The following is a 19,651-nucleotide window of genomic DNA, read 5'->3' as shown; positions in this document are numbered from 1 at the left end:
TTCCGCTGCTTACTATCTTATTTCTTCCCCGGCACCTGCTTAATTAACCAGTTGACTAAATCATTCGTAGCCTTAAAATTTTCAAATTCTGCGGGAAGCTTTCTGCCATCTATATATTCATTGTAAAACCATGGATCGCCTACGGCGAATACCGTTCCTTTACCATATTTTGCGGTGGCAATAATCACATCACCATTATCGGTTAATGCTGAAACAGCTGGTGTTTTGGCTACAATCGTTGAAATTTCTTTGATGTAAACCTTCTTAGCTGTTTTAAAAATGGTGTTTCCGACAGGAATTTTTATAGCGCCTTGCTCAAAGTTTGCGCCTTGAACTTTGTTCCGGCTATCCTCATTAAATTTAATTCCAAATGATTCTGGCAAAACATTAAATTTGGTAATTTCACAATTACCTACATCGTTTAATAGCAGCACCAAAACACCACCTTCTTTTACCCATTCACTTATTTGTTTGGCATGATCTGCATTCATAAAGTTTGGGTTCGCGGTTTCCTTTTCTGTATCCGGATCCACGATGATGTAAATATTACTGCCCTTTAAATTCGCCAAGGTTGGTGCAGCTTTTAACGTTGCTGTCTTTACACCTGAATCGTTAAATACTTTTCCAAGCAAAGAAAATCCATTGTTATCGTCTTCGTCCCACAAGTAATGGAATGGAATTTTATCGCCCGTTGGGCCAGTCATGTATTCGTTGTTAAAGAAATTATCAACTGTAACAGTCAGGCCTTTTCCAGTTTTAGGCAATGCGGCTATTTCCATTTCAGCGGCAGCACAAATAAAAGCCCCAACACCTTTCGGATCATTGGTAATTACCTTTTCGCTAATGTAATATTCAAAACTGCCATCACGGTATTTAGGCTTACCGCCCAAACCAGAAACGGAAACAGTTTTAGTCAGATTTACCCTTTCATCACCAGCCTTTTCAATAAATTCTTTTTTTAGTCCGGCATAACCTTTATTTGCCGCAGCCATAAAAGTTTGTGGTAACCAGCCTTTACGAACACCTTTAGCTAAGCCATAAACAAACATGCTCGATGCAGAACTTTCCAGGTAATTGCCTTTTTTAGTTGCCAGATCGACAATATCATACCAAACACCCGATTTCGCATCCTGATATTTTACCGCCGCTGTTGCCGTCCGGTTTAAAATAGCTAATAATTCTTTTCGCTGTGGATGATTTTCAGGGAAATTATCTAAAACATCAACCAGCGCCATGATGTACCAGCCCATTGCCCGGCCCCAAACGTGAGGTGATAAACCTGTTTTGGGGTCTGCCCATTTTTCGGTCCTGCTTTCATCGTAACCATGATACAAAAGGCCAGTTTTCGAATCGCGTGCATTTTTTTCCATCCAGATAAACTGATTGGCAATGTCATCATATGCCGCATCTTTTTTCATCAGTTTAGCATATTCAGCATAGAAAGGTTCGCCCATATATAATCCGTCAAGCCACATCTGGTTGGGATATATTTTCTTATGCCAAAAACCACCTTCTTTTGTGCGGGGCTGTTTTTGCAGTTGGTCGTAAAGTTTGTTTGCTGCTAGAAGATACTTCTGCTGACCTGTAACTTTGTACAAAAGCAAAAGTGAACGGCCATTTTTAATATTATCAATGTTAAAATCTTCGGCTTTGTAGGTTGTAATATTTCCTTCTTTATCTAAATAGGCATCCATAGAAGATTGGATGTATTTGAAATAGTCGCCATTTCCGGTATTGCGCCAAACGGCAGCAGCACCTTCCAATACTACCCCCATATCATATGTCCATTTAGGGCCCTTGGCGCCTTTCAATAAGGTGGTATCCTGAAACAGTTTTTCCATTGCAGTTCGGGTTAACTGCTCGGAAAGTTTTTTTTGTGCAAAACCAGTTAGGGATACTATAGAGAATCCCAGAAGCGCAATTGCGGTATATAAAATTGATCTCTTCTTCATTATTTTGAAATCTCTAATGCGTTTTTATTTACTTCGGCAGCAATGCTGGTGGCCTTTTTAGCTTTCGAGCCATCTGTTCCACTCACTTTAATACCTTTTGATTTTTGACCAGCTACATTAAACAATAACTCTGCTCCACTTTTATATTGAAGGTTATTGATATTAATATTGGAGCTGTTCTGAATATTGACGATTGGGTTAGAATTATCGGTAATCACATTTACATTTTTTAAAGAAATGCCTGTTGCTTCAATGATTTCTATGCCTTCTTTAGCTTGAATGGTTACATTTTCCAGGTGAATATCTTTAATATTCATTTCTGGTAAACCCCTAAAAAAGATGGCTTTCCCGGCACCATTAGCCACTACATCTTTGATGTAAAAATTCCTGAACTGCGGTGTAGCTTCCGTCACCGGAACCACTACGCTTTTAATGGCCTCACGCTTTTCGCCAGCTAAAACAATTGGATCTACTGCGGCATAATACATATCAAACAAGATGGCTTCGCCAGGAATATCAATCATGTTAATGTTGTTTACGTAGATGTTTTCTACAATACCTCCCCTACCACGGGTCGTTTTAAAACGCAAACCAATATCGGTACCAATAAAAGAGCAATCATATACCCAAATGTTTTTAGCACCGCCACTCATTTCACTTCCAATAACGAAACCGCCATGCGCATGGTATACTACATTGTTTCTTACAATTACATTTTCTGTAGGTACACCACGTTTACGACCTGCTTCATCCCTACCAGATTTAATGCAAATTCCATCATCACCTACATCAAAGGTACTGCCTTCAATTAATACATTTTTACATGACTCTACATCAACCCCATCACCATTCTGTGCATACCACGGATTTTTAACTTGTAGATTTCTTAAGGTTAAATCCTCACAAAGCAATGGATGCAGGTTCCATGCTGGAGAATTTTGAAAAGTAACACCTTCTAAAAGAACGATTTTGCAATTGGTTAATACCAGCAAATTCGGACGAAGAAAATCTTTAATATCTTCATAATCTTTTGCTGTTTTGCCAGGCTCAATTACGCCTGCATTTTTAGTGTTTGATCCCTTAACAGTTTTAGCAGATGGATACCACATTTTACCATCTTCACGAACAAGGCCGCCAGATGCAACTAAATTTTTCCATTGAGATTCGGTTAACTTATCTTTCTTCACCATGCGCCATGCGCCACCGTTTCCATCAATAATTCCGGTTCCGGTAATGGCTATGTTTTGCAGGTTTGTTCCAGAAATTGGACTTTGGTTGCGCCAGGCTGGTCTACCTTCCCAATTTCCTTCTACTAATTTATATTGATTGAAATCAGCTGTAAACTGAAGAATGGCATCACGCTTTAAATGAAGATTAACGTTGCTTTTTAATTCTATGGGGCCGGTAAGCCATAATCCCGAAGGAATTAAAACCACACCTCCACCTTTCTGACTTACGTTGGCTATAGTTTTATTGATGCTTTCTGTATTCAAAGCAATTCCATCACCCTTTGCTCCAAAAGCAACAATACTGGTGGTATCATTTTTAATGTTAACCTGCTGGATAATGGGTAAACTCATTTTTTGCTGAGCCATTGCCACACCTGCAGAAGAAATAAAAATAAATGCGAGGGCGATTTTAAAATGGCATAGACTACCAGAACTGTATTTCATTATGTGTGCGGTTAAATTATACTTGGTTATTGTAAAACAAGTGTACGTTGTTTGCCCCTAAAAGCGAAAAGAAATCTATGCAAACGTTGCCGGAAAAAACTTGCAAAACTAATTTTATAAAAAATCAAAATATTGATCTTCAGTAATTTAAATATACTATTTCTGTTCTGGATTCCATCCACGCAATACATTTTCGAGATTGTAACTTTTATACTCCTCATTGGTAAGCTGATGAGCCCACTTTACCCGTTTTGTTGGCTGTGCACCTTTTCCTGTGCTTTGATATTCAGCATAGTATGCTGTTTGTTCGTTACTTTCTTTTCCCCAGTTATTCCAGCCTTCCGGGCGAATAAACTCTGGCAATTCACAGTTTAGAAATGAAACCTTTGCATATGGCCGCCATGGTCTACCCAAATAAAAACTATTGGCTGGCGCATCACCTTTGATTTTGCATTGGTTAAAAACATAACCAAATTTAGTGGTATCTGCGGTAGAAGCAGCGGTAATGTAACCTTGTTTTTTACAAAAAAGAGTACAGTTTTCGAACCAGGCCGTAGCAGAACCAAAGATAAAATCTACTGTACCTTCAATATAACAGCTTTTATAATACTGGCGGTTGTTGCCTCCGTAAGTATAAAGCGTATCTTGAAAACCTAAAAACCTGCAGTTTATGAAAGCAGATTTATCGCCACCAACCCAAACTGCAACAGCCTGCCCCACCGGACCTGAAGAATTTTCAAAAGTGATGTTTTCAGCAGAAAATCCCTCTCCATAAATATAAAAACTGGCAGAACCTGATGTACCTTTCTCTTCTCCAAAAGTGTTCTTCTTTTGAGCAAAATCATCATAGGTTAAAATCGTTTCATTTAAATCCTCACCCACAAACTTTACATTCTTTTTAGATGCTGCCAGAATTAATTTCTCTTTATATATTCCCTTTTTAATGAATATAGTGGTGACTTTATTTCTAAAATCGGGTACGGCATGAATGGCTTCCTGAACGGTTTTGAAATTACCACTTCCTTTTGCATCCACCACAAAATCAGGTTTAACATCTATGGCATTTGCGGTAAATGAAAACGTAATAAGCAAAATTACGGCTATAAACTTCATCTCGGATTTTGGTTAGTATAAATAAAATCGGCCACGCAAAGTTTAAACTTTATCACGCAGCCGAGCTTTAACAAATATATGATGAGCAATTTTAAACATTAATATTCACCGGAAAAAAGAAATTCAATAATAAATGCGCAAACGATGTCGGGAACGATTGCACAGTATCAGCTTGTTCAAAAATAAAAAAAGGCTTAATCTTGTTAGTTGACTATTTTGCTTGATCAGCAGCCTTACTTAAATACCGTTAGCTAAATATTTAATCCCATAATACTAACCAGATATCAATCATCATAATGAAATATTTCCTGAACTCCATACTAGTAATGAGTCTTTGCATCCAGGCGTTGGCACAATCTCAAAATAAAAGTTATGTTTCAAAAGTTTGGGTGGCTGATCAAGGTAATGGAAATTATAAAAACCCTGTTATAAATGCCGATTATTCAGATCCTGATGCAATCCGCGTGGGTGATGATTTTTACCTGATTGCTTCTAGCTTTGACGCTGTTCCAGGATTGCCTATTCTTCATTCAAAAGATTTAGTAAACTGGAAAATTATTGGACACGCTTTAAAAAGGCAACCTCCATTTGATCATTTTGAAAAGACCCAGCATGGCAATGGTGTTTGGGCACCAGCTATCCGGTATAGAAATGGTGAATTTTATATTTATTACCCTGATCCGGATTTCGGCATTTACCTTACTAAGGCCAAAACCATAACGGGTGAATGGTCTGCCCCAAAGCTGGTTATTTCAGGCAAGGGCCTGATTGATCCTTGTCCACTTTGGGATGAAGATGGAAAAGCTTACCTGGCTTATGCTTATGCGGGTAGCAGAGCGGGAATTAAAAGTGTATTGGCCGTAATGCCACTTGCCCCAGATGGGACAAAAGCTACCGAGACCGGTAGAATTGTTTATGATGGGCATGATTTAGACCCAACCATTGAAGGACCTAAATTTTACAAGCGCAATGGCTTTTATTACTTGTTTGCACCAGCTGGCGGGGTTTCTACTGGCTGGCAATTGGTATTAAGAAGTAAAAATATTTACGGTCCTTATGAAAGAAGGGTAGTGATGGATCAGGGAAAATCAACAGTTAACGGGCCACATCAGGGTGCCTGGGTAAATACACCAGCCGGCGAAGACTGGTTCCTCCATTTTCAGGATAAAGACGCCTATGGCAGAGTGGTTCAGTTACAACCGATGAAATGGAAAAATAACTGGCCAATAATTGGTTCTGATCAGGATGATGATGGTATTGGGGAACCAGTTATGGTATATAAAAAACCAAATGTAGGTAAAGTTTATCCCATAGAAACCCTTGTAGAAAGCGATGAGTTTGATGCGGAAACTTTAGGTCTGCAATGGCAGTGGCAAGCCAATCCTCAGCCTGTATGGTTATTCACTGATGCTCAAAAAGGTGTGCTAAAATTGTACACGGCAAAAATTCCTGAAGAAGGAAAAAACTTATGGGATGTACCTAATTTACTGATGCAGAAATTTCCTGCAGAAGAATTTACGGTAACTACAAAGGTTAATTTTAAGCCAAATCCGAAGCTTGAAAATGAACAAACCGGTTTAGTAATAATGGGTAGAAGTTATGCTAAAATCAGCGTCCAAAGTAGAAAGGATGGACTTTATCTGATGTTTGGCATTTGCCAGAGTGCGGATAAGGGAAAAACTGAAAGCGAAAAAGAAATTGCCAAACTTAAATCAGGCCAGGTTTACATGAGGGTAACTGTTGCTGTAGGTGCTAAATGTCAGTTTAGTTTTAGTGAAGACGGCATCAAATTTAATCATGTTGGTGATGAATTTCAGGCTACAGCGGGGCAATGGATTGGCGCAAAAGTAGGCTTGTTCGCTATAAGGGAGACACAAACCAATGATGCCGGAATAGCGGAATATGACTGGTTCAGAATTGATAAATTAAAATAACTGTAGCATATGAAAAAATATATTCAAATCTTTTTTTTCACAGGAATCACTATTTTATTAATGTCATTTATCATGAAGCGTGAACCTGTTAAGGTTTACCTGATTGGTGATTCTACTGTTGCTGATTATAGCCTTGAAGCAGATTACACGCAGAAACGTTATCCACTAATGGGTTGGGGACAGGTTTTTCAGCAGTTCCTTACAAAAGACAATCTGAAAAACTTAAATCATCTGATCAAAAATGATAGTGCCCTGGTAGTAGACAAAGCCAAAGGTGGCAGAAGTACCAGGTCATTTTTTGAAGAAGGCAGGTGGAAAGAGGTTTTATCTACATTGAGGAAAAATGACCTGGTGCTCATTCAATTCGGACATAATGATGGGGCAAAAGATAAACCTGAGCGTTATGTTGATATTCCTGGCTATAAAAAATTTTTAAGAATGTATGTAAATGAAACCAGGGCGAAAGGTGCCAAATCTATTCTGATTACTCCCGTAACCCGAAATTATCCCTGGAAGAATGGAGTACTTGGCAGTGCTCATGGTGAATATCCTCAGGCTGTTATGGATGTAGCGAAGGAATTAAGTGTTCCGGTAATTGACTTAACCACACTTTCAGCAGATTTATTTACTTCAAAAGGCACTGATTTCGTTACCAGAAACTATTTTATGAATTTAGATTCCGGGAAATATGTCGCCTACCCAAAGGGGCAAAATGACAATACGCATTTTCAGCCCGCTGGTGCCAAGGAAATTGCACGTTTAATTTACGAAGGTTTACAAAAGATAAATAAATCTTAAAATGATCACTCATCTGCTCATGCAGATGAGTGATCGAAGCAATTAGTCAACCATTAACTTCGTTGCTATGGCAATTCTATTCCAGGCATTGATGGTAATAATGGACATAATCACCTGAGCTAAATCTTGCTCATTAAAAAATTTTGAAGCGTTACTGTATGTAGCATCTGAAACATGGCTTGAAATTAAGGTTACTTCTTCCGTTAAAGCTAAAACTGCCTTCTCTTCTTCGGTAAATAAAGTGGTCTCTCTCCATGCATTTAGTAAGTATAAACGCTGCTCGGTTTCACCTATTTTACGCGCATCTATACTGTGTATATTTAGGCAGAAAGCACAGCCATTAATTTGCGATGCCCTCATTTTAATCAGTTCCAATAGGATTGGGTTAATGTTAGTGCCTGATAAATATTTTTCTAAACCATACATGGCTTCATAAGCTGCTGGCTCCACTTTTTTAATGTTTATTCTAGTTTCCATTTTTATATTTTTGATTACACTATAAAGGTCTGGAATCAAAGGATCAAAAAACTTAATCTAGTTTAAGAAAAGAAGCGAGTTAACCGCAAAATTTACAAAGCTCTTCGCAAAGAAAGCAAAACTGGGTATAAGGTTTAATAATCACATCACCTTCTTAAGATTTTAGGCATTGTTCAGTGCCTTCCTTGGTTGAAACAATTAAGATATTGTCTATTTCCTTTCATGTCTTAAATGGTAAAAAACAATATTTATGAACCATATAATAATATAAGATACATATAAGCTCAATTTTTAATGTTATTAGACACTAATTATATGCTTATAACTTTACTTGTGATCTTATATTTCCTTACATGTCTTAAATTGCAGAAAACAATATTTATGAAACATATAGTAATATAAGATACAGATAAGCTCAATTTTTATAGCAATAAACTCTATGGTAAACATTATCGCTTTGCCCTAATTTTACTTAAAAACTCAGGCGTAAAACCTAAGTAAGAAGCAAGCATATATTGTGGAATCCGTTGAACAAACTCTGGAAATGACGCATTAAAATGATGATATCTTTCTTCGGCAGTCATGCTGTACAGATACCTGATCCGCATTTGAGCAGCTTGGTGAGATTTCTGTAATACCAACCTAAAATACCTCTCCAACTTGGGCAATTGAGTAAACATTTCTTCGTAATGATGATGGGCAATGGCAATCACTTCTGTGGTTTCTGCAGCCTGAATGAAAAACTCAGATGGTTTTTGAAACAGAAAGCTGGTCAAGTCAGATAGCCACCAGTTTTCAATGGCAAACTGCGTTGTTTGTTCTGCACCTTTAATATCAATAAAATATAGCCTGATGCATCCTTTTACAACAAAATAATTTGCCTTGCACATTTGCCCCTGCTCCAATAAAAATGCTTTCTTATTAACAGATACCGTTTTGAGTAAAGCGGCTAGAATTTCTTCTTCACCACTACTCAAACTAACAAACTTTTTAATATGATTATATAGTTGGCTATACATTTTTATCGGGCTAACAAAATAATTAAGTGCGCAACTTAAACATTACATATCTGCAGATTTTAAGATATCACTGGCATAATTGCCCCAATCTTTCAACGCACTCTTTAAAATATCACTCAATTGTTTTTTATTTACGGGCTTCCCTTTTGAAGGTACTTTAAGCTGTGCATCTGTAACCTCTACATCTTTTACTTTCGTTGCAAACCAGGTAATATGTTCACGTGGCAAAGCTACGCCCAATATCATCCCTGGCAACCCACTAAAGGTTTCCGGACCGCCAGATACCGGAATTACATCCGCATAAAAGGCAACTACGTAAATAGAATCCATAATCAAAGCATTTGCCCGTCTACAATCATAGCCTGCAATGTTTCTGAACTCATCAGTTATTTTCCAGTTTATTTTACGGATGGAATCTTTAACCAGGTAGGTTTCTTCATAAACCGATTTTTGAATAATACTGGTTTCAGACTTAAGATTGGTTAAAATAATGTTATTCTGTTTTGCCGTTGCAAAATTACCCAACCAACTGTTAGACACACTTTCATCTGCCAGTGGATTAAAATATGTTTGGTTATTCTTAAAAGTAAGCTCACTATTCAAAGTTTTAAATTGCGGGTTATTTTTTTGATACTGCTCCAACGCTTGTGCACTCCAAAAATTATCAGGATATTTTTTTGCCTGATCTTGAATCAATGCATAAACATTGATCTTTTTCTCAAATTCTATAATGCCCTGGTTTACAAACCTAGCATTTTGTGCCATTGCATAATTCATTGTGCAAACCAGCATTAGTAAAGTATATTTTAATTTCATTTATAATATTTTTAAAGGATTTTGAATCATTACCATTCAAATCATATTTTATTTTTGAAGCGCACCACCGCCCATTTTATTAAAATCCCAAACTAAGGAAAACATAAAATAACGACTGATATTATTATAGCTTGTTTGCGTGATCATATTGGAATAGGAAGACCGCCTAAAACCCCGGTTCTGATTAAATAAATCATTCCCACGAATGGTAAGTTTCAGATCTTCATTTTTAAAGAAACCTTTTGTTACAGCTGCATTGATAATGATCTGTTCGAAACTGGTATCAAAAGCTGGCGATTTAGGTGTGTAAGTATATTCGCCATCCGCACGAAGTTTGATTTTTTTTGGTAATGTTAAGCCGAAGCCTCCCCAACCTTGCATCCCCCATCCTTTATTTGCACGATCTTTTTGAAGCGAGGCTACCTGTGCGTTATAACTCGGGCCAAAGCTAAGATAGATTTCACTCTTATCCTTGTACCTGTTAATTTGTAGGGAAGGAGAAAAACTAGTGCTCACAATTTGATTTAATTCTACCACATCACTTAACTGACTTTTTACGTAGCTGTAATTTGTATTGCCACTTGCATTTAAATTTAGTCCGATATTGGTATCAAATAGAAACTTAACTTTTCTACTGAAACCGCTATATAAATTATAATTAACCGGGGTTTTATCTGATAAATTAACAGATTTCGCTATTGTCTTTCCAGAAGCATCTGTTTCTGTGCTACTCACTATTGCTTTGCTAACAAAGCTGAAACTACCATTAATGTATATTGATTGCTGACTTAAAACTTTATAAGCATTATAACTTGCATTAAACCGACTATTGAAGGATGGTGCCAGATCTGGATTACCAAGAGGTTGATATAATGGATTATCATTTACCCTTACCGGCTGCAACTGGTTAACAGTAGGTTGATTTGTACTTCCGTTATAACTGAACCTAAAGGCCCTTTGAGCGGAGAACTTATACATATAACTGGCTTGAGGTAACCAATTTATGAAACTTCTACTATAACTTTGATTAGAGAGTTGTTCTAATTGATCAAATTTTACAGCACTTACCTTGCTACCAAAACTGATCGTTGTTTTAGGCTTTTTATAGTTAAAAACAGCTCCACCCTGATTAATGTATTGACTAGCTTTAAAATCGTTACTAAATTCTTTATCCAGAATATCATAATTTCCAGGTGATGATTGATTGAAAGATTTACGATCTGAACGACTTTCATTAATACCAAAACCATAATTTAATACTAAAGCCAATGATTTGGTTAGTGGCTCATTGTAGGTTACATTGCTACTAAATATAGAATTCTGGGTATTGTTTTTCTTTAACTGATCTGTAACTTCCTTTCTTAAAGGTAAACCAGATTCATCGTAATATTCTACAACTGAATTTAAAAAACCATCAGAATTGATATTATTGAGGTTTTGACTAATATTCACAGAATAATTACGGCCTACTTTTTTTAGCTTTTTGGTATAAAAGGCAGAGATGTTAAAATTTTGTTCTTTACCATCGTTACTATTCGATTGCTTATTTTCGTTAAGTTTAGAGTTATCCCCTCTTAATCCAATACTATTTAAGCTAGAGGTATTATCACTGTTTTTAAGCAAGCCATCAACTGATACTTTAAGGTTACTGGTTGTATCCAGTTTAATGGTATATACAGCATCAATTTTCTGCCTGAACACATTTCGATCAGAAGTTTCGTCAGTATTCGTATTAATAATTCCATCAGGTAAGTTATTTTGACTAAGAGTGTTTTTAGTCGTTTTTATACCTAAGGCACCCAACTTATAATTGGTATTAATACTCTCCTTATCACTATTCCATTTATTATCATAATGTGCGCCACCAGTTAGTGCCTGTGGTATCCCTTCGCCATAATAATTTCCATTTTCTAAGTCATCTCCACCACCATAGCTAAACCACATACTCCCATCATCACCCATTTGCATATTACTATTACCTGCACCTAATTTATTACCGTCTTCCCAACTCAAACCTGTAGTGCCGTTATTTGCAGCCGTACCATAAACAGAAAACTTTTGTTTGGCCTTGAAGCGGTTGAACAATGCCTGCCCCTGGTAAAAATCTTTTGTGCCATAACCCGCATCAATCTTCCCGAAGTAACCGCTTTTCTTATCTTCTTTAAGTTTTATATTGATGGTTTGTGTCTTTTGCCCATCATCAACGCCTGTAAATGCCGCTTGATCGCTGGATTTTTCATAAAGCTGAACTTTATCCACCATATCTGCCCGCAAGTTTTTTGTTACTAAGGTTGGGTCATCACCAAAAAACTCCTCCCCATCTACCAGCACTTTAGGTACGGTTTTTCCCTGGGCCGTAATTTTGCCATCCTTATCCACCTGTATTCCCGGCAGTTTTTTCAATAAATCTTCTACTTTATCATTAGGCTGTATACTATAACTTGATGCGTTAAACTCTGTGGTATCGCCCTTAATTTTAATGGCCGCCTTTTCGCCTTTAATAATCACATCTGCCAAAAGCTTGGCCATTCCTGTTAAATTAATCTTACCGTAATCAATATCTTTCTTGGTAGAATCCAGGGTAAAATGATCAACAAAATCAGCATATTTAGGATAAGAAACCAATAGAATAAACTTACCATTTTTAATACCATTGATTTCAAACGAGCCGTTTTCAGCAGACCTGGTAAATTTTACCAGCGTAGAATCTTTAGCATTTAATACAGCAATGGTAGATCCGGAAAGTAAAGTCGTTGATGCAGTGTCAATAGTACGGCCTTTAATCTGGTGAACAATTTGCGCCTTCAGGTAGGAAGTAACAAAAACCAGAAAGCATAAGCAGAGTAGCGTTCGTTTCATAAGATAATTGATTAGTTTGGTGCTCGAATATAAAACTAATTAGTTAGTTAAAAAAGCCTTTAACTTTTTTTAACTAAATCATCACGTCATACTTAAATCATTAAAAAAATTATATTTAACCAAATTTTAAATAATGAAACTTCCATCCATACAACACCTCTATCAGGGCTTATTAACTGTGGTTAAACGTTTCCCTGTGCAATTCGTGTTTATTATGATTGCAACGGTGTGCTGGACCTATTATATTAATATTGATCGCTACGGCGTAGGTTCACTGCAACATAAATACCTTCTCAACAATCTAACGAAGGCCATATTAATCAGCAATCTTGGTCTTACCCTTACACTTGCCTTAGATTTGCTGGCAGAAAAAAAAGCCTACAAACACGGCAAAAAGTGGCTGATCAGAATCCTTGCGGTTTTGGGCTGCCTGGTACTTTTTTTCTTATTAAATCCTGTAGATAACTTTACTGATCAATTAAGAATTGCGCTGATGGCATTTGCGTTTCACTTGTTTGTCGCCTTTTCTCCGTTTATGGATAAAGGCCAGATTAATGGTTTCTGGCAATTTAATAAAGTATTGTTCCTGCGCTTTTTAACAGCAGCGCTTTATTCTATTGTGCTGTATGGAGGTTTGGCTATAGCGTTAGTGGCTGTAGATGGTTTATTTAATGTTGCTATTGATTGGAAAACATACATGAGCGTTTTTGCAATAATAGCCGCTGGTTTTAGTCCTGTATTTTTTTTAGCAGGTATACCTACAAACTTTGAACAACTGGAAGCAGAATCTTCTTATCCAAAAGGTTTGAAGATATTTACGCAATTTGTGCTCATTCCGCTAATGACCATTTACCTGGCGATTTTGTTATTTTATGAAATCAAAATCATGGTGAGCTGGTCGCTGCCCAAAGGTTTAGTTTCCAGTCTGATTATTGGTTATGCCGTTTTTGGAATCTTATCACTGCTCCTGATTTATCCCATGAAAGATCAGGAAGGAAACAGTTGGATAAAACTTTTCTCGCGTTTTTTTTATAGTATGCTGATTCCACTCATCATACTCCTTTTATTGGCGGTTTGGAAGCGGGTTGAACCTTATGGAATAACAGAAAGCAGGTATATTTTAATACTGATTGCCCTATGGCTAACTTGCATAACGGCTTACTTTCTTTTTAGCAAAAGGCAAAATATTAAGATCATCCCAATCAGTTTGGCTATTTTAACTATGCTCGCGGTTTATGGCCCTCAAAGTGCATCAGCTATTTCTAAATACTCGCAAATTGCGAGGCTGAAGAAGATATTATATTCTAAAAAGGTAGAAGATCTGAATGAAAAACCATCTGTCGTGAGGTATATCATATCCAAACATGGCTTAAATGCTTTGCAGCCTTTTACTCCGAAAAACCTAAGTAATATTGAAAATGTAATTGACAGTAGAGATGATTATCAATATGTTAAAGATGAGATAAAAGTGGATTCTGCCTTCTCCATTTTAAAGATTAGCGATAAGGACATTTCTTCCTCCAGCATTGAATATACTTTTGTGAGTACAGATAATCAATTTCTTACGATCAGTGGATTTGATTACCTTCTGGATATAAATAGCTATGAAAATACCGAAAAGGTGTTCAATGGCATCAAAATAAAAATAGATCGTACTGATAACAAAGACTTAATTATTAACCTGGGTGATACGGCCAAATTAGCAATTAACCTCACCAAAATTTTTGAGGAATCAGTGCAACTGGCGAAAGCTAAAAAATTAAAATCAACTAAAAATTATAATGAATTTCTCATGCCTGCTAACAAACTTATCTTTTCTAAAACAGTGAAGAATTATCAGTTTACTTATGTGATTGGTCAAATAAGAGGTTACAAAACTGGCAGTAGTTCACAGAATAGCTGGTTTAATATTGAAGCGCATTTATTAATTAAAAAATTATAGTGTAAAACTATTTTGGAAGGGGGATGTATCATGAGAAAATAAACACCCCCCTTTCTTTTTTACGGATTAGTAGACCAAACGGCTGCATCTTTTACAAACACCCTTCTGTTAAGTTTCAATTGGGCAATAATCAGTTCTGCTATATCCTCTGGTTGCATCACCTTATCAGGATTACCATCGGTAAGTTTTAAATCAATGGCCATATCCGTTGCCGTGGTACTGGGCGATAAGGCCGTTACCCTGATGTTGTGTTTTCTCATTTCCTGCATCAATGAAACAGAAAAAGCATTAACCGCAGCTTTAGAGGCCGAATATGCACTGGTTACAGCCGCCGGGCTAAATGCCGAAGAGCTCGAAATGCTAATAATGTCACCAGTTTGCTTTTCAATCATTTCTGGCACAACTGCACGGGTTACATAATAAGTGCCCATTAAGTTAGTTTGAATAATCTGTTCCCAGTCTGCTATTTCCATCTCTAAGAATTTACCAAACTTACCCACACCTGCATTATTGATCAAAATTTCGATAAAACCCAATTCCCCTTTAACCAGTTCTATGGCATTGTTTACCGAATGGATATCACTGACATCCATGGTTGCAACAGCTATTTTTACATTATACTGTTTTAACTCTTCAGCCAGTTCATCTAAATGTTTTTTTGTTCTGCCAACTAAGGCTACGTTTACGCCTTCCTGTGCCAAAGCGGTTGCGATAGCTTTTCCAATACCTTTACCTGCACCGGTGATGATTGCATTTTTTCCTGATATATTTTCCATGGTTATCTTATTAATATAGCGTTACTCACTTTTGAAAAGTTGGTAACGCTATCCAAATCATTTCCTTACAAATCAAACTTAATTCCCTGCGCCAATGGCAAAGTATTCGAGTAATTAATGGTGTTTGTTTGCCTGCGCATATAAGTCCTCCAGGCATCAGATCCACTTTCTCTTCCTCCACCAGTTTCCTTTTCACCACCAAATGCACCTCCAATTTCGGCTCCAGATGTCCCAATATTTACATTTGCAATGCCGCAATCAGATCCTTTTGATGACAGAAACAATTCAGCTTCTCTTAAATTCAAGGTCATGATTGCAGAGGATAAACCTTGAGGAACACCGTTTTGTAAAGCAATTGCTTCTGCTAAAGTTTTATATTTAATCAGGTACAAAATTGGCGCAAATGTTTCATGCTGCACAATTTTATAATCATTTTTCACTTCTGCAATACATGGCTTTACATAACACCCACTGCTGTAATGATCGCCTGTTAACACACCACCTTCCACAATAAATTTACCGCCTTCGGCTTTACATTTCTGAATCGAATCCAAATATGCAGCCACAGCATCCTGATCAATCAACGGACCTACGTGATTGCTTTGATCCAGTGGATCACCAATGCGCAACTGATCATAAGCCTTCACTAATTTTTCTTTAAAGGCATCGTAAACATTTTCCTGAATAATTAATCTTCTGGTAGAGGTGCAACGCTGACCAGCTGTACCAACCGCACCAAAAACAGCACCGATTAAACTCATATCTAAATCAGCATGTTCTGAAATAATAATAGCATTATTACCACCCAATTCCAATAAAGTCTTGCCCAGGCGGGCACCCACGGCCGCAGCAACTTCTTTCCCCATACGGGTAGAACCTGTTGCAGAAATTAATGCCACACGGCCATCATTGGCCATCACCTCTCCCACTGCTCTATCACCCAAAACCAGATTACAAACTCCGTCTGCAATATCATTGGCCTTAAATATTTTAGCAATAATATGCTGACAAGCAATTGCTGTTAAAGGCGTTTTTTCTGAAGGCTTCCAGATACATACATTGCCACAAACTAAAGCTAAAGCGGCATTCCAACTCCAAACCGCAACTGGAAAATTAAATGCTGAAATAATGCCAACAATCCCCAGTGGATGCCATTGTTCATACATGCGGTGATTTGGGCGTTCGCTATGCATGGTTAAGCCATATAACTGGCGCGATAATCCTACCGCAAAATCGCAGATATCAATCATTTCCTGCACTTCACCGAAACCTTCCTGCAAACTTTTACCCATTTCATAAGAAACAAGTGTTCCCAATGCATCTTTATTTGTCCTTAAGGCATCTCCAAACTGACGCATGATATCGCCACGTTTTGGCGCCGGAACGGTTCGCCATTCCGAAAATGCTGACTGAGCTTTTTCCACCACCTGGTTATAGTCTTCAGCAGTGGCAACCTTGGCAGAAGCAATTAATTTTCCGTCAACAGGAGAAAAACTTTCCAGCGATTCTATATTTGAAACCCCACCCCAATTACTTCCTGTACTAAAAGCAGCATTATCGGCTTTTACGCCTAACTGATCCAAAATGGATTGAATATCTGTCTTCATATATCTAACGATTTACACAAAAAAACAAAAAATTAAGAGAAAGCGGGTACATTTGAGTCTTTACTTTATCACAATAATTTAGATGTTGTTTTAAAGATAACTGACCCATAAAATCATAAAAAATGAATAGTAAATTTCTCACCTGCAGCGCACTGTTACTTAGCTTTTTCATGGCAGGTAATCTTTCAGCTCAGGAAAAATCTACAGAAAAGCTCGAAAATTTATCTGTCTACCGTGTTACCCCTACTAAAATTAATGATTTGGTCCATACCAAATTAGACGTTTCCTTTGATTATGCAAAACGCTATTTAAACGGAAAAGAATGGGTAACCTTAAAGCCTCATTTTTACCCGACAGATTCCCTAACCCTTGATGCACAGGGAATGGATATCAAAACCGTTGCATTGGTGGGCGCTAAAGGAAACACTCCTTTAAAATATGTATATAACGACAATAAGTTGTTCATCACACTTAATAAAAAATATACAAAACAAGAAAAATATACCATCTATATTGCTTATACGGCAAAGCCGGATGAATTAAAGGTAAAAGGTAGTGCTGCCATTACGGATGCGAAAGGATTGTACTTCATCAATCCTGACGGAACGGATAAAGATAAACCCACTCAAATCTGGACACAAGGAGAAACTGAATCTTCTTCAGCCTGGTTCCCTACCATAGATAAGCCAGACCAAAAGACTACCCAGGAAATTTCGATGACAGTTAAATCGAAATACACTACCCTATCCAATGGAAAACTGGTGAGCCAGAAACCCAACACAGATGGCACCAGAACGGATACATGGAAAATGGATTTGCCACATTCGCCCTACCTGTTTATGATGGCTATTGGCGATTTTAAAATCACAAAAGACACTTATAAAGGCAAAGAAGTTAACTATTACCTGGAACCTAAGTTTGCGCCTTACGCCAAACAGATTTTTGGAAAAACCCCAGAAATGATGAAGTTTTATAGCGAAACTTTAGGCTTAGATTATCCCTGGAATAAATATGCACAAGTGGTGGCCAGAGATTATGTATCAGGTGCAATGGAAAATACGACGGCAACCTTACACGGAGAACAAATCCAAAAAACAGATCGTGAATTACTGGATGGCAATGAAGAAGGAACCATTGCACACGAACTCTTCCACCAGTGGTTTGGAGATTATGTAACGGCAGAATCATGGTCTAACTTAACCATGAACGAATCTTTTGCCACTTTTGGTGAGGTTATCTGGCATGGACATGATGCCGGTAAAGACGCAGAAGATAAATCACGATACGAAAAACTTCAATCTTATATCAGCTCCACCAAAAATGGAGAAAGCCCGGTTTTAGCCCGTTTTCACTATGCAGATAAGGAAGATATGTTTGATAACGTCAGTTATGCTAAAGGCTCAGTGATCTTATATGCGTTGAAAAATCAGATGGGTGATGCAGCTTTTTACCAATCACTGAATAAATATTTAACCACAAATGCTTTTAAAAATGGCGAAACCCATCAACTGCGTTTGGCGATGGAAGATATTACTGGCAAAGACTGGAGTCCTTACTTTAATCAATGGTATTACAATGGCGGTCACCCGATTTTAGCTGTAGATTATGGCTATCAAAATGGAAAGGCTACTATTAAAGTAAAACAAACACAAGATTCTAGTGTGCAAACATTTACTTTACCAATTAAAGTAGATATTTATGTAGGCGGGAAAAAGATTAGAAAGGAAATCACCATAGACCAGCGTGAACAAACTTTTTCGTTTGACGTAAGTGCCAAACCAGATTTAATTGATTTTGATGCCGATAAAATTATCGTTGGCGAAATAAACGACAATAAAGTGGCTGAAGATTATTACTTTCAATATAAAAACGCACCAAGTTATGCCAACAGAATCGAAGCACTGCAATTCATTATGCAAAGCAAAGCAAAAAGCGGTCAGCAGATTTTATTAGCGGGCTTAAAAGATCCATCAGGAGATTTACGTGCCTTGAGTATTGCTGGATTAAATCTAGAAGATGCACAAATTAAAGCTGCTGCGCTTCCAATTTTATTACAGCTGGCCAAAACAGACCGGGATACTGAAGTGAGATCGGCGGCAATTTCCAAACTAGCAGAAACTGGCGATCAGGCTTATAAAAATTTAATGTCTGAAAGTCTTAAAGATAGATCATATCGTGTTATTGCAGCGGGAGTAAGCGGATTGGCAAAACTCGCTCCGCAGGAAAGTTTGAGTACATTATCAACACTGGATCAAGATACGAAAGATCATATTGCGCCTTCAATTGCCGAACTTTACATTAGCGACCCGAAAGATGAACACCAGCAATTTTATACCGATATTATGGATAAGGGAGACCGAAACAAAGTTTTTGCAGTGATTGGCCAATACTTTCAATACCTAAGGGCCAACACCAATCCGGCTGTGACGGAAAAGGGCGTCAAAAATATTAAAGATGCCATTGAAAGACTAAAGTTGCAGTCTTACCTAAACAAGCAACTTTCATCAGCATATGAAGCCACCGCCCAAGGCAAATCAAAGCAAGCTGGTTCAGCAAGCGGAGATGATAAAAAGAACCTGATGAAACAGGCTGAGATATTCAAAAATGCAGCAGCAGATTTAGGAAAGGAATAAGAATATTAAGAAGTTGTCATTGCGAGTTGGCTTTTTTGCCTACGAAGCAATG

At 37.4% G+C, this 19,651-nt stretch carries 13 protein-coding genes; 4 read left to right on the top strand and 9 right to left on the bottom strand.

What is annotated here, in order from left to right; all coding sequences use genetic code 11:
- Nucleotides 1-17: 17 nt before the first annotated feature.
- From AN34_RS03375 to AN34_RS03365, 3 genes are all read right to left on the bottom strand, one after another.
- A complete protein-coding gene (locus tag AN34_RS03375) occupies nt 18-1,952 on the bottom strand; it encodes a glycoside hydrolase family 88 protein (protein ID WP_029282297.1) in 1,935 nt (644 codons plus the stop codon).
- Nucleotides 1,952-3,625: a glycoside hydrolase family 28 protein gene (locus tag AN34_RS03370; RefSeq protein ID WP_029282296.1), complete on the bottom strand. Its 1,674-nt coding sequence runs from the start codon at nt 3,623-3,625 to the stop codon at nt 1,952-1,954. The genes AN34_RS03375 and AN34_RS03370 overlap by 1 nt, the downstream gene beginning before the upstream one ends.
- 156 nt (nt 3,626-3,781) lie before the next feature.
- Nucleotides 3,782-4,738 (bottom strand): pectinesterase family protein, encoded by a 957-nt coding sequence (locus AN34_RS03365; protein ID WP_029282295.1) that lies wholly within the window; start codon nt 4,736-4,738, stop codon nt 3,782-3,784.
- 326 nt (nt 4,739-5,064) lie between these two features.
- Between AN34_RS03365 and AN34_RS03360 the strand changes: the two genes are divergently transcribed.
- Complete coding sequence (locus tag AN34_RS03360; RefSeq protein WP_231625472.1) at nt 5,065-6,672, top strand: glycoside hydrolase 43 family protein; 1,608 nt, start codon at nt 5,065-5,067, stop codon at nt 6,670-6,672.
- A gap of 9 nt (nt 6,673-6,681) precedes the next feature.
- Complete coding sequence (locus AN34_RS03355) at nt 6,682-7,470, top strand: rhamnogalacturonan acetylesterase (RefSeq protein WP_029282291.1); 789 nt, start codon at nt 6,682-6,684, stop codon at nt 7,468-7,470.
- Nucleotides 7,471-7,512: 42 nt separating this feature from the next.
- Here the strand turns inward: AN34_RS03355 and AN34_RS03350 are convergent, their stop codons facing one another.
- The 4 genes from AN34_RS03350 to AN34_RS03335 all read right to left on the bottom strand — a co-directional run bounded on the left by AN34_RS03350 (nt 7,513) and on the right by AN34_RS03335 (nt 12,641).
- Complete coding sequence (locus AN34_RS03350; protein ID WP_029282289.1) at nt 7,513-7,947, bottom strand: carboxymuconolactone decarboxylase family protein; 435 nt, start codon at nt 7,945-7,947, stop codon at nt 7,513-7,515.
- Between the two features lie 449 nt (nt 7,948-8,396).
- The gene (locus AN34_RS03345; RefSeq protein ID WP_029282288.1) at nt 8,397-8,966 is read right to left on the bottom strand and encodes a Crp/Fnr family transcriptional regulator; all 570 of its coding nucleotides are present in this window, start codon (nt 8,964-8,966) and stop codon (nt 8,397-8,399) included.
- Between the two features lie 42 nt (nt 8,967-9,008).
- On the bottom strand, nt 9,009-9,782 hold the full coding sequence (locus tag AN34_RS03340; RefSeq protein ID WP_029282287.1) for a GLPGLI family protein: 774 nt from the start codon (nt 9,780-9,782) through the stop codon (nt 9,009-9,011).
- A gap of 48 nt (nt 9,783-9,830) precedes the next feature.
- Nucleotides 9,831-12,641, bottom strand: a complete 2,811-nt coding sequence (locus tag AN34_RS03335; RefSeq protein ID WP_029282286.1) for a TonB-dependent receptor — start codon at nt 12,639-12,641, stop codon at nt 9,831-9,833.
- A 133-nt stretch (nt 12,642-12,774) separates the two neighbouring features.
- Between AN34_RS03335 and AN34_RS03330 the strand changes: the two genes are divergently transcribed.
- A complete protein-coding gene (locus AN34_RS03330) occupies nt 12,775-14,583 on the top strand; it encodes a DUF4153 domain-containing protein (protein WP_051666182.1) in 1,809 nt (602 codons plus the stop codon).
- Between the two features lie 59 nt (nt 14,584-14,642).
- Here AN34_RS03330 and AN34_RS03325 read toward each other — a convergent pair whose 3' ends face one another.
- Both AN34_RS03325 and AN34_RS03320 read right to left on the bottom strand, forming a co-directional pair.
- Entirely contained in the window at nt 14,643-15,359 is a 717-nt protein-coding gene (locus AN34_RS03325; RefSeq protein ID WP_029282284.1) for a 3-ketoacyl-ACP reductase, read from the bottom strand.
- Nucleotides 15,360-15,424: 65 nt separating this feature from the next.
- Nucleotides 15,425-16,966, bottom strand: a complete 1,542-nt coding sequence (locus AN34_RS03320) for an aldehyde dehydrogenase family protein (protein WP_029282283.1) — start codon at nt 16,964-16,966, stop codon at nt 15,425-15,427.
- Between the two features lie 122 nt (nt 16,967-17,088).
- Between AN34_RS03320 and AN34_RS03315 the strand changes: the two genes are divergently transcribed.
- Nucleotides 17,089-19,599 (top strand): M1 family metallopeptidase, encoded by a 2,511-nt coding sequence (locus tag AN34_RS03315; protein ID WP_029282281.1) that lies wholly within the window; start codon nt 17,089-17,091, stop codon nt 19,597-19,599.
- Nucleotides 19,600-19,651 lie beyond the last annotated feature (52 nt).

This window comes from Pedobacter sp. R20-19 (assembly GCF_000708265.2).
Lineage (GTDB): Bacteria > Bacteroidota > Bacteroidia > Sphingobacteriales > Sphingobacteriaceae > Pedobacter.
The sequence above is the reverse complement of the archived record's forward strand: the minus strand, read 5'-3'. Positions and strand labels throughout refer to the sequence as shown.